This window comes from Defluviitoga tunisiensis (assembly GCF_000953715.1).
GTDB lineage: Bacteria > Thermotogota > Thermotogae > Petrotogales > Petrotogaceae > Defluviitoga > Defluviitoga tunisiensis.
The window spans coordinates 846,693-860,250 of the sequence record NZ_LN824141.1; the positions used below are offsets into that span (position 1 = coordinate 846,693).

General features: G+C 30.7%; 9 protein-coding genes. 8 read left to right on the top strand and 1 reads right to left on the bottom strand.

Going from position 1 to position 13,558, the window contains the following annotated elements; genetic code table 11:
• Nucleotides 1-128: 128 nt before the first annotated feature.
• Together DTL3_RS04005 and DTL3_RS04010 are read left to right on the top strand one after the other, a co-directional pair.
• Entirely contained in the window at nt 129-1,430 is a 1,302-nt protein-coding gene (locus DTL3_RS04005; protein WP_045087632.1) for an MFS transporter, read from the top strand.
• A gap of 52 nt (nt 1,431-1,482) precedes the next feature.
• The gene (locus DTL3_RS04010) at nt 1,483-4,644 is read left to right on the top strand and encodes a hypothetical protein (protein ID WP_045087633.1); all 3,162 of its coding nucleotides are present in this window, start codon (nt 1,483-1,485) and stop codon (nt 4,642-4,644) included.
• On the opposite strand, the gene DTL3_RS09765 is transcribed toward DTL3_RS04010, so the two are convergent.
• Nucleotides 4,600-4,992: a hypothetical protein gene (locus DTL3_RS09765; protein WP_231854083.1), complete on the bottom strand. Its 393-nt coding sequence runs from the start codon at nt 4,990-4,992 to the stop codon at nt 4,600-4,602. The genes DTL3_RS04010 and DTL3_RS09765 overlap by 45 nt on opposite strands.
• On the opposite strand from DTL3_RS09765, the gene DTL3_RS04015 reads away from it, so the two are divergent.
• The 6 genes from DTL3_RS04015 (at nt 4,910) to DTL3_RS04040 (ending at nt 13,469) form a co-directional block, all read left to right on the top strand.
• Nucleotides 4,910-5,527 (top strand): carboxypeptidase regulatory-like domain-containing protein, encoded by a 618-nt coding sequence (locus DTL3_RS04015; protein WP_231854062.1) that lies wholly within the window; start codon nt 4,910-4,912, stop codon nt 5,525-5,527. The genes DTL3_RS09765 and DTL3_RS04015 overlap by 83 nt on opposite strands.
• Before the next feature lie 291 nt (nt 5,528-5,818).
• Complete coding sequence (locus DTL3_RS04020; protein ID WP_052670344.1) at nt 5,819-7,822, top strand: methyl-accepting chemotaxis protein; 2,004 nt, start codon at nt 5,819-5,821, stop codon at nt 7,820-7,822.
• A gap of 159 nt (nt 7,823-7,981) precedes the next feature.
• The gene (gene aglA, locus DTL3_RS04025) at nt 7,982-9,379 is read left to right on the top strand and encodes an alpha-glucosidase AglA (protein WP_144403469.1); all 1,398 of its coding nucleotides are present in this window, start codon (nt 7,982-7,984) and stop codon (nt 9,377-9,379) included.
• A 151-nt stretch (nt 9,380-9,530) separates the two neighbouring features.
• A complete protein-coding gene (gene uxaC, locus DTL3_RS04030; RefSeq protein WP_045087635.1) occupies nt 9,531-10,895 on the top strand; it encodes a glucuronate isomerase in 1,365 nt (454 codons plus the stop codon).
• Between the two features lie 91 nt (nt 10,896-10,986).
• Entirely contained in the window at nt 10,987-12,144 is a 1,158-nt protein-coding gene (locus DTL3_RS04035) for an ROK family transcriptional regulator (RefSeq protein WP_045087636.1), read from the top strand.
• Between the two features lie 164 nt (nt 12,145-12,308).
• A complete protein-coding gene (locus tag DTL3_RS04040; RefSeq protein ID WP_052670347.1) occupies nt 12,309-13,469 on the top strand; it encodes a tagaturonate epimerase family protein in 1,161 nt (386 codons plus the stop codon).
• Nucleotides 13,470-13,558: the final 89 nt, after the last annotated feature.

Genomic DNA, 13,558 nt, shown 5'->3' on the forward strand with positions numbered 1-13,558 from the left:
AACGGCTCCAGGGCGGAGTCCCCACTCCTTGGTACGATTACCGAAAAGTTTAAAAAAATGAAGATTTTCTAAAAATAGAATTTTGAATTTATAAAGTGAGCAAGAATTAATTCAAAAGGAGGAAAACAATGAGTATAATGAACGAACTTACTTATCGTAAAACTCATCCTTTTCCGTACGCCTTAGGGATGTTAGGCATTACAATTCCGGGGCAGATGATAGGAGCCTATTTAGTGTTTTTTTATAACGATGTTTTGGGTATTCCGTTAGCGATGATATCCTTGATTACAGTATTTGCTACTATTTGGGATGCTATAAATGACCCTCTTTTTGGGTATCTTTCTGACCGCACACGTACCAAGATTGGTAGGCGTAAGCCTTGGATGTTAATATGTATACCGTTATATTGTATATCCTATATCTTTTTATTTTCACCTCCTTTGTCAGTCCAAAAAGGTTATTTGTTAGTTGTTTATTATGCAGTTTTCTCTATGTTGACAGAAACGTTGACAACAATTTCTTCGGTTAATTATCATTCACTATTTCCAGAACTTTTTATAGATAGTAGAATAAGGACAAGATCTAATGCTCTAAGGCAAGCTTTTCAACTTGTTGGTTTAATAGTAGGAGTAACATTAGCGCCCATATTAATTGAAAAATATGGATATTCCATAACAGCAACTTTTATGATCTTGGTAGGTATGTTTTTTTATCTAATTGCAGCTTTCAGTGTTCATGAAAGACCAGAATATATAGAAAGTGAAGTTCCAAAATTAAAAGATTCTTTAAAGGCTGTGATGACAAACAAAAATTTTTGGACGGTAAGTTTAACTAACTTTTTTTATCAAGCTTCGCTTGCTTTGTTACTGTTGAGTATCCCTTATTTTATCAAGTATACCTTAGGATTAAGCGAGGCTAATGCAGCTTATTTAACCGGAGCTGTATTCATAACAGCGATTCCAGCGATGTATTTGTGGGTTAAAGTAATAGATTGGTTTGGAGCTATGACTGCATGGAGATCTTCTTTGATATTTTTAGGAATAGCAGTTATACCGACCTTCTTTGTTGACACTTTAGTTTCTTCTATGATTGCAGGTGCCTTTATAGGTATTGGGATTGCAGGAGTTACTGCTAATATTGATTTGATATATGCAAAAGTGATAGATGCAGATGCAAAAGCTTCAAACCTTAGACGTGAAGGAATATATTTTAGTGGTTTTCAATTTATTATACATTTTTCAGGGTTAGCAAAAAGTTTAGTGTTATTACTAGTTACACTTATATTTGGTTTTGTTGATGGTAATAATCCAGGCGAACATCCTGATTTAGCAGCACGTTTTATGATGTCAGTTTTTCCTGCAATATTGATGGCTATTTCCTTTATTATTTCTTTTTTCGTAAAGTTTAAAGATGAAAAAGAATCCAAATAATATTATAGTGTAAAGAATATCAGTAAATTATTAGAATTAAGGTGGGTTTTATATGGAGATTATGAACTTTATTTTTAAACACCCTCAAATAAAGGAAGATTACCTGTTTCGGGATAAAATAATTAATAAATTAATTAAGAATAAAGAGAAAAAAATAATTTTTTTAAGAGCTCCGTTTGGTTATGGTAAGACAATTGCCTTAAGTATGTTTTATGAAGAAATACACGATAAAAAATTATGGATTAACTGTCCTTCATATTTATTTGAATTTGATGATTTTTTGAATCATCTTATTTTTGGTTTAAGCAACGTATACGAATTTGAGTTTTCAAAAAACAAAAATATTTATCTCTATTTTAACGAAGAAGAAAAGATTGTTGAACTGGTGAATGAACTGTCTAAAGTAGAAGAAGATATCTATATTTTCGTTGATTCGCTCGAAAATATGACTTTAGCTGAAAATTATAAAAGTTTGTTTAATATTTTAATAAATTTTTCTAATAAAAATGTTCATTATGTTTTTTCATCTAGAGAAGACTTTCCTATTTCTGTAGTTAAGCTTGAAATGAGTGATGATTATTATGAAATTAAAGAAAAAGAATTAAGGTTTTCCTTAGAAGAATTCAAAGAGTATCTCAATCAAAGAAAAATAGAGATAGATGAAGAAAAAATTTTAGAGTTGTATGAACTTAGTAACGGCTGGCCCGGTTTTATAAACGTTATTATTACATATATCACAGATAATCAAGATATAAATGGTAATTATATTAGTTCGGTAACTAATATAAGTGAATATCTAGAAGCTATAATAAAAAATCTTTCTAAAGATTTAAAAGAATTTTTATTCTTTATAAGTTTATTAAACCAAATCACCCTACATGTTTGTAAAGAGTACTTTAGTTACATGGGAGAGTATAAAATTCATCAATGCTTTGAAAGGCTTTTGGATTTAAATATTATAGAAAAGTTAGATGAAGAAAATTTTTACATGCACGATATTTTTAAACAAGAAATATCAAAAAAAGTTCCTGAAGATTTAAAGAAAAAAATATACAACGAACTATTTGAGATCTATAAAAAATCTGAAAACTATAAGGAACAATTTTATTGTCTAATACAATTAGGAGATATTGAAAAAATTATTGATTTTTTTCTTATACATTCACAAATCTTAGTCAGAGATTTTTCCTCAGTAGAAAAATGGCTACATTCTATTCCTCAATCTTTCTATGAAAATGATTACACACTGTATTTTTATAGAGGTATCATTAAGGAAAAGTACTCTAAGTTTGATGAAGCTCTCGAGGATTATATAATTGTAAGAAATAATATAGAAAAATTAAAAGATACAAAACTTTCTGTATTTGAGGTAGAAATTCAAATAATAGGTATTTATTGGCATAAAGAAGAATATGAAAAGGTCGTTGAATTAGGATTAGAATTATTGAAAAAAATCCCCAATGAGGATTATAATGATTTAATTTCTCTGTACAATCTTTTAGGTTCTAGTCTGTCTTATTTGTCAAAGATTGAAGAAGGTGAAGAATATCTAAACAAGGCTCTGTACTTGTGTGAAAAAAATCGAATAAACGAAATGAAGCCTTGGATATTAAACAATCTATCTTACAACATTTATACAATAAAAGGAGAAATAAAAAAGGCAGAAGACTATTACCTTAATGCTTTAGAGATGTTTAAAAATATGGATGATGATTATGGGAAAGCACTTTTATATGCCAACCTTGCCGACTTTTATTTGTTGGTAAATAAGACATCAAAATCCCAAGAAATGATGAACTACTTTAAAGATATATATATAAAAACGCAAAATGTTGCTTATTTACCCATCTTATATATTTTGCAGGCAAAAATAAATATTATCAAAGGAAGTTTAAAAGAGGCTGATAATAATTTAAAATCAGCTGAAAGATTTTATGCTCGTTCAAAATTTCTTACCTCTAACTTTTTTTCAGTTAAAGCCGAGTATCTTTTTAAGGTAGGAAAAAATGAAGAAGCGCTCATGGCTTTAGAAAAAGCCTTAAAAATTGGTAACACTTTTTTCAATAGATACCAAATATTAGATTTTAAATTACAAAAGGTAAAGATATTGATATATGGGAAACAATTTGAAACTGCTATCCCAATTATAGAAGATGTTATAAAAACGGCCGCCGAAGGTGGAGCAAAATTGATATTGTTTGAAGCGTTGTATTATAAGATGGCTTTAAGTTATTTTATAAAAGTGCTTACTTCAAAAGAAGATCAAAGAACCTTCTTAACTCTTTTAGAAGCGAATGACTTTCATTTTGTTTTTGAAAAAACTCCTTATTTATCAAAGTATGTTTGTGAGATGTTGGGCAATAAAGTAGAGTTAAATAATATGTATATAGAAACTCCAAAGATCACTTTTTTAGAGGAGTCTTTCAAACTATCTCATGAAGAAAAAGCTTATACATATTATCCGAAAATTTATTTATTTGGTGAATTTATAGTATTTTCCGGTGATAATATTTTAACAATAAAAAACATTAAAAATAAAAAAGCCCTTGATTTATTTAAATTTCTAACTTTGAATTATAATCAGTGGATTACTCAAGATATAATAATAGAATATTTTTGGAAAGATCTCCCTTTTGATAGCGCTCGTCAAAATTTGTATGTTGCGCTTCATGATATGAGAAAAAGGTTTAAAGATATGGGATTGAAAGATGAATATATTTTATCTAATAACAAAAATTATAAATTTAATACGGATAAACCTTATTATTTAGATTATGAAGATTTCTTTGAAGTTAATAAAGAAGCTATAAAATTATTTAACAATAAACTATATTCAAAGTCAAAAGATAGCTTTTTGATAGCTAAAAAAATTTATAAAAATGGTTTATTACCTTCAAATATTTATGATGACTGGGCGATACCGAAAATAAACCATGCTGAAAAAACATATTTACAAATATTATCGAAACTATATTTGATTGAAAAAGAAAATAGCATAGAAAAAGCAAAATCCATATTAGAAGAGTATCTTAATATTGATCCTTATTCATATGAAATGAATACAGAATATATAAAACTTTTACTTAAACAAAGAGAAATCAAAAAAGCTGTAGATTACTACAACTATATAAAAGAACTATTTGCTAGTGAATTAGGAGAAGAATTTACCTCAAAAGAGGTATCTAATTTTATAAAAGAGATTCAGTTTTCTTAAAATATGATAACTTCTTTCTTTTCCCTTTTCTTGTTTTAGATTTTTTTTAGATCCCTTTTTTATAATTTCAGTGACTTCAAAGAAAAGGGAGGAAGTTATCATGAAGAAAAGGGTTAAGTATATTGCATTATTGCTAGTTTCACTTGTGTTTATTTTGAGCGCATGTACACCGTTTGATTTTAACGGTTTATTAGGAGGTAAAACTGCAACGGTTGGAGGAACTGTTACTGATGCAACAACTGGTCTGCCATTATCTGGAGTTACTGTGAAATCTGGTAATGTCTCTGGAACAACTGATTCAGCAGGTAAGTACGCTTTATACAAGGTCCCAATCGCCAATACCTCCATCAGTGCCTCCAAGTCCGGCTATGTAACCAACACGCAAACTTTGTCTTTGGTTGCAGATGAACAAAAAACTGTTAATTTTACACTTTCACCAGAACTGGCTCAAGATGAAGAATTGAGAATCGTTCTAACTTGGGGTGAGAGTCCAAGTGACTTAGATAGTCACCTTCTTGTTCCACCGGACGCAAGTCATCTTAATGGTTATGAAGTTGACTACCGGACTAAAGGTATCGATGATCCCGATGAATATCCATATGCATTCTTAGATGTCGATGATACAAGTAGCTATGGTCCCGAAACGATAACTATCTTTAATACTCTCAACCATACTTATAAATATTTTGTGCATAACTACAGTGGAAGTCCAGAAATAACCACCTCCAATGCAATAGTGCAAGTATATGATAGAAACGGCTTACGCAAAACATATAACATTCCCACTAGCGGTAATGGTCGTTATTGGTATGTTTTTGATATTGATGCAAGTGGTGGAATAATCAATAGAAACGTAATACAAGAAGTGGCACCAGCATTATAAAAACACAAAAAACGAAAAAGTAAAAAATGACCCGCTGACTAAAAACGCCCGAAAAGGGCGTTTTTAGTTTTTAGATAACTTACAAGAAAATTAAGCAAAATCATAATATATGAGTTTATTCATTGTTATTTTTCTTAAAGATAATTTATTTAAGAAAAATAACGTTTTGTTTTTTATTGTTTTTGGTTTAGAATTTAGTATAATAAATTCAATCTTAGAATGAATTAATAAATTCAAATTCAAAAAACTAAAAAAAAGATTAAATAATTAAATACAGGAGGGGATTTATGTATGATAAATAATTCTGTAAAAAGTAGAATTATCAGCATTATTTTAATTGTGTTTGTTTTATTTGGAATAACTGTAATATTTAATATCAATTCGCTTAACGTTTCTAATGTAGGTTTAAAATCTTTTGAAAGTTTATCTGACGAAGTTGCTAGTATTTCTGAAATGGAAGTGAATTTTTTTGATTCAGTTCTGAATTATAAAGATTACCTTATAAATAGCATTGAAGAACATGAGAATTCCTTTAAAAATAATTTATCAGAGATGAAAGATCAGATAAACGAGCTTTTATCTACTACCCAAAATAATTTAAATCTGCTTGATTTAAATGAACTTCTTATTTCTTATGAGCAAAATTTTTATCTGCTTGTTACATTAAATACAGAGTTCAATGAGTGCTCAAATGAATTCAACACACTGTCAGAATCACTTATTCAAAAATTGCTTGAATTTGATACGGTTACCATGCATTTAGCTTTTTATGCTTTTTCTGAAAATCCTGTAGATATTGTAAATAATATTAATGATATCGTAGGAGAATATATCTCTTCGAAATCAAGCTCTGCAAAAAATAATGTTATAAATTTGTTTTCAACTCTAAAAAATAATCTATCATTAGTTGGTCCAAGTTTGACTAAAGAAGAGCACAAAACAGTTTTTTTACAAGTTGCAGAACTTGCAGATGAGCTTGAAAGTAAATTCAATCAAATAATCGATTTAGTTGAAACCCAAGAGAATTTAACTCGGCAGATGGAACAATTAAGGTTAGAAATATTAAATCTGTTAGAAGAACAAAGAGCTCAATTAAAAGAACAACAAGACACGCTTGGTCCACAACTAATAGAAAAGAACAACAGATCGATTGTACTAACAATAATATTAACAGTAGTGGCCTTTGTAGTAGCAATAATTATGGTCATATACCTAATACGAAGTATAACCAAACCATTACTTGAATTAAGGAACAAGATAAACCAATTCAAAGAAGGAGACCTAACAGTAGACTTTCAAGTAAAAAGTAAAGATGAAATAGGACAGATGGGATTAGCCTTATCAGAGATGAGTAAAGAACTAAGGAACTCAATGGGCTCAATAAGAGAAGCTTCAGACAAAGTACAAAAATCATCAGTTAATTTAACCAATACCTCTCAAGAAAGTAGAGAAAACTCAGAAGAATTAAAACGACAAATGGATACGATACAGGCATATGCAGAAGAGACAGCAGAAAATGTAGAAGAAGTAACGTCAGGGGTAGACGAAGTAGCCAGGGCAGCGCAAGGGGTATCTCGAGATGCCCAAAGATTAAGTGAAGAAGCAGAAAATACAAACAAAGCAGCGCAAGAAGGAAGTCAAACAATAATAAGCATAAGTGAGATAGTAAAAGAAGCGGTAGAAAGGACAAAAGAAAGCCAAAAAGAAGTGACCCAACTAGCGACGAATGCGAAAGATGTTCAAAGCATAGTAGAAACAATAAACTCGATAACGGAACAAACGAACCTTCTAGCGCTAAATGCAGCGATAGAAGCAGCAAGGGCAGGAGAAGCAGGAAGAGGCTTTGCAGTAGTAGCGGATGAGATAAGAAAGTTAGCTGAAGAATCAAGAAATGCGACAGATGAAATAAGTCAAATACTAACAAACATAACGCAAGGTACAAAGAAAGTGAACGAGTCAACGAACAAGGTAGTAGAAACGATAGAAGAAGTAAACGAAAAGATGGTAAATGTACTAAAAAGTTTTAACAACATAAGAGAACGAATAGAAAAGATGAATCAAGGGATAGAAAACATGACAGCGAGTGCAGAAGAACAAAGTGCAAGTGCCGAAGAGATGAGTTCAGCGATAGAGCGAGTAGCAAGGGCGGTATCAGAGATAAGTGAACAACTAGAAAACTCAAGAAAGGTAATAGACAGGCAACTAAATCAATCGGTAGAGATAAACGAAAGTGCAAAAGAGTTGAGTGAATTATCTTCTGAACTAGAGGCTTTAGTTAAGAGGTTTAAGATATAAAAGTAACCCTCAAAATAGCAGTTATTTGCTAATATTCTAAACTAAAAGTCTATAATTAAATAAGGTTGCTATAAATAGAGTTTTTATTTATAATGATTTTGGATTATAATAGATAAATAATTCGAGCATAGAATGAATTAATTAAAGGGGGAGACGAAAATGTCAATAAAAATATCTTTTATAGGGGCAGGAAGTGTAAGGTACACAGTTAAGTTGGTTGGAGATTTAGCGAAAACAAAGGAGCTTAATGATAGTTTAGTTTCACTCATGGATATAGATGAAGAAAGGCTAGAAGCAGTATATAACTTGTGTAAAAGGTACAATGAAGAAATTGGAGGAAATTTGAAATTTGAAAAAACTTTAAATAGAGAAGAGTCTCTTAAAGGCGCTGATTTTGTAATAAATACAGCGTTATATAGAGCACCAGGACACGAAGATGGTTATGTCAGTTATGAAATTATGAGAGATGTTGCAGAAAATTACGGCTACTACAGAGGGATAGATAGTCAAGAGTTTAATATGATATCAGACTATTACACTTTTACAAATTATAATCATTTAAAAATGTCACTTGACATAGCTAGATCCGTAGAAAAAATATGTCCGAACGCGTGGCTCATTCAAACAGCGAATCCTGTTTTTGAAATAACTCAATTAATAAAAAGACTAACAAACGTTAAAGTAATTGGATTTTGTCATGGGGTAGAAGGTATTTTTGAGGTTTTAAAGGCATTAGGAATAGACAAAAAAGATACAGATTGGCAAGTTGCTGGAGTTAACCACGGGATTTGGTTGAACAGATTTGTCTACAAAGGGGAAAATGCCTATCCTTTGTTAGATGAGTGGATAGAAAAAGAGTCAAAACATTGGGAACCAAAAAGCCCTTGGGATACGCACCTATGTCCAGCAGTTATTGACATGTACCGATTTTATGGAAGGTTACCTATTGGAGATACGACGCGTAATGGTTCTTGGAAATATCATCACAGTTTAGAAGCTAAAAAGCGATGGTATGGAAAATTTGGAGGAATAGACAATGAAATAGAGCGTCCAAAGTTTTATGAAGAACTAAGACAAATAAAAAGGATGATTATAGAGGTATCAAAAAATCCCAAAATAAAAATTACAGAAAATTGGCCCGAAGAGTTTCCAAAAGAAAAATTAAGTGGAGAACAACAAATACCTTTTATAAATGCTTTAACTAATAATATTGAAGTGAGATTATTTTTAAATGTTCTAAACAACGGAACAATACAGGGAATTCCTGATGATATAGTTGTTGAAGTTCCTGTTAAGGTTAATAAAAATGGAATATTTCCTGAAAAGATAGAGCCGGACCTACCAGAAAAAATTAAGAAATACTATCTAACCCCTCGTATAATGAGAATGGGAATGGCGTTAGATGCTTTTATTACAGGAGATAGAAAAATTTTGGAAGAGGTTTTGGTAAGAGATCCACGAACTAAAAATTATGATTATATACCCAAACTATGGGATGAGATATTTAACTTACCTTTTAATAAGGAAATGAAGGAACATTATAATAAATATAAATAAGGCGTAGAGTTTATAGTGTGTTTAGGGTCAAGTACAAAGCCCTTCCCGTTTTCTTCGATCAAAAAGAATTAAACAGCTTGGTGAGATTAAAATTCTTATTTTGAAATTTCTAAAGTGAGTATAAGTCAAACATATAAAGGAGGAATTTGAATTGGCATTTTTAGATGAGAATTATCTACTACAAAATGAGACCTCAAAGGTACTATATGAATCAGTAAAAGATCTTCCAATTTTGGACGCACACAACCATGGAGACGTTAAAGAGATTGTTGAGAATAGAGGTTGGACAGACATATGGCAGGTTGAAGCTGAGACAGATCATTACGTTTGGGAACTTATGCGAAAAAGAGGTGTACCAGAAGAAAAAATTACTGGTAAGGCTTCGAATAAAGAAAAGTGGATGGCATTAGCAGAAGTATTTCCAAATTTTGTAGGAAATCCAACCTATGAATGGATTCATCTAGATTTAAAAAGAAGGTTTCATATTGAGGATGTTATTTCAAAGTATACTGCAGAAAAGATTTGGCAAGATACTTCAATTGCCTTAAAACAGCAAAGCATGAAACCTCAGGAGTTACTAAAAAGTATGAATGTTGAAGTAATGTGTACCACAAACGATATAACAGATGATCTTTATTACCACCAAAAAGCAAAAGAAAAGATTGAAGGAATTAGAATACTTCCTACCTGGCGGCCAGACAAGGCTATGAACATAGAAAAAAAAGGTTGGAAGGAGTTCGTTATAGATTTAGGAGAAGTAACAAACGAAAATGTAAGTACTTTTGAGGGATTTATGAATGCATTATATAAGACTCATAAAAAATTTCAAGAATTAGGGGGAGTAGCTAGTGACCATGGAATATACGAACCAATTTCTTATTTTGTAGAAAAAGAAAAGGTTAAAAATATTTACAAAAAAGCTATGGAATCAAAAGAATTATCTGCAGAAGAGATCCGTGATTTTAAAGCTTATCTTTTTATTGAGTATGGGAAAATGAATTCAGAAAGTAATTGGGTTATGCAGCTTCATATTGGAGCAGTTAGAGATTATCGCGATAAATTATATAATAGATTAGGTCCAGATTCTGGAGGAGATGTTTCAACAAATATTATCAATATGGCTGAGGGGCTAAAGTATTTTTTAAATGAATTTGACGAAAAATTAAAAATAGTTCTTTATTGTTTAGATCCTTCTTTATATCCAACAGCTGCTACATTAGCTCGCGCCTTTCCAAATGTTAGTCTAGGTGCACCATGGTGGTTTAATGACAGTCCCTTTGGAATGGAAACCTACTTGAAATATGTAGCAACTGTTGACCTTTTAGGTAATTTGGCAGGAATGGTTACAGATTCACGAAAACTAATGTCATATGGTTCTAGAACTGAAATGTTTAGAAGAGAACTTTCAAATGTTGTTGGAGAAATGGTTGAAAAAGGTCAGATACCTGTAAGAGAGGCGTTCAATTTAGTACGGGGAATTTGTTATTATAGACCAAAAGAATTGTTCTTTGATTGATTATAATTAACTAAAAAAAAGATTTTTTATGGGATAATATACATACGAGCAATTAAGCGTTAAAAGAAATACAATATGGAGGTTACAAAAAATGAAGAAAGCATCCCTATCTTCTTTAAAAGAAAACAACGCAGCATTAATTTTTGAATGTTTACGTAACAATGGTCCGATGACACGAGCTAACATTGCAAGGCAAACGAACTTAATGCCATCTACAGTGAGTTATATTACCAATTTTCTAATTCAAAAAAATGTTATAAGAGAGATTGGTAGTGAAGAAGTTGAACGAGTAGGGAAAAAAGGTGTTTTATTGGATGTGAATTATGATGATTTTCTTTTTATTGGTTACGATGTTGGAACTGCATATTCAAGAGTTATCGTATCTGATGGAAAAGGAAATCTTCATTATTCAAAAAGATTTAAAACGAAGACTGGTGAACAATTACTACAGCAGATATTTGACAATATAAGGAACATAATTGAAAAATATAATGTTACAGGTATAGGTATGGCTTTTCCAGGTTTTGTAGATTATGAAAGAGGTGTGGTAATAAGGGCTCACAACTTAGAAATAAAAGAATTAGAAATAAAAAAAATAATCAAAAAAGAGTTTAAATTAACTGCCTACGTTGATCATAATACAATAATGATGGCTAGAGACTTACTGATAAACAACTCCTCAAAAGAAAAGGACTTTGTTGTAGTAAATATTGGTCCTGGAATAGGTGTTGGGATAGTAAGTAATGAAAGAATTATACGGGGTTATAAAAATGCTGCCGGTGAATTAGGACATATTACCGTTAATTCTGAGGGAAGATTGTGCAACTGTGGGAAAAGAGGTTGTTTAGAAACCGAAAGCTCTAGTAAAGGAATAGTAAAAAACTATGCTGAATTATCGGGTAAAAATTTTGATTGTGAAGAAGATTGTGAATCTTTAGCTATTTATCAATTAGCTAAAAAAGGAGATCAAAATGCGATAAAGGCCTTTGAAAGAGCCGGCCACTACTTAGGTATAGGTATTTCAGCACTTGTAAATATATTAAACCCTGAAAAGGTATATATAGCTGGCGGTGTTGCATATGGTTGGGAATTTTTGAAAGACGCTGTTGAGAAAAGCTACGAAGAGAATATATTTTATGCAAATAGCGATACAAAGATCGAAGTTTCACCAATAGGAGACTATATAACAGCCTTAGGTGCTGCAACTTTTGCTTTTGAAAAGTATATAAAAGAAGAGATTATTGCTTAAATTTCTAATTGATAAGTTTAGAAATTATAATTTTCAAAAAAAACATTTTTTGAATTTAAAAGGGTAACAGGGCGTAGCCCTCCCCCCTTTCCTAGCTACAAGTACCAAAAAAAAGATTTTAGAATTTCTAAAGTAAGTAATATGAATTTATAGGAGGTTATACGATGTTCTCAAAATTACCTAAACAAGGAATTTCATTAGGTCTTGGAGATAGAGTAGGTTTAGCAACGCCAGGTCATATAAAGGTGGCCAAACGACATGAGTTCTTTCCCGTTTTTGCACAACAAAGTATTAGAGAATTGAACTTTACTGGAAGGACTTTTCACGATGTTAAAAAAGATGTCGAAAATGCTGTAATTAAAGAAAATTATGAAGGTAAGAGTGGTTTTGATGGTGATCATCTAAAAACAGATGAAGAGATAAAAATGGCAATAGATTCTGGAATAACAATGTTAACCTTAGATTGTTCGGAATACATGGGTGTTGTTTCGAAGATTAAAGAAAAGATCTATAAGGGATTTTATGGAAAAACATTCAAGGTAAAAGATTTAGACTTAGAATATTCCCAAGAAGAACTTGAGAAGATTTTATCTATCTATTCAGGGGTAATTGAAAGAATAATTTATATATGGAATAACTTTCCAAAAGTAAAAAACAAAGATGTATCTTTTGAGGTTTCTATAGATGAAACAAATATTCCAACAGATGAAAAAACACATTTTTTGTTATCAAAGTACCTATATGATGAAGGAATTACAATTGATACACTAGCTCCAAGATTTCCAGGTGAATTTCAAAAGGGTATCGACTATATTGGAAATATTAAAGAATTTAAAAATTCGTTGATGAAGCATCATAAAATAGCAAGTTACTTTGGGTATAGACTTTCAATTCATTCTGGAAGTGATAAATTTTCTATATATCCTTATGTATCTCAAATTACTCAAGGAAACTATCATCTTAAAACTTCTGGAACTAGTTACTTACAGGCACTAAAAATAATAGCTCAAAAAGCCCCCGATTTTTTTAAAGAAATATGGAAAACCTGTCTAGATAAACGAACAGAAATGGATAAATATTATCATCTATCCTGCGATCCTTTTTCTGTTCCTAAAGATTTAAAACCTATAGAGTATTTAAACAATCCCGATGCGAGACAAACCCTGCATGTTTCTTATATGTTTGTACTGAATCCAAAATACGATTTCAGAAATAGGTTCTTTGAAATACTAACTAAATATGAAAATGAATACCATATTGAAGTAGCTGAACATATTAAAAGACATGTTAAAGAATTAAAGATCCCTGAAAAAATACAAAACTAAGAGAATAGGAGTTTTTTAAAGTTAAAATCTAATAAATGCTTATAAACAAATTTAATCACCGAAAATTAGAGTTGACAAATATTATTATA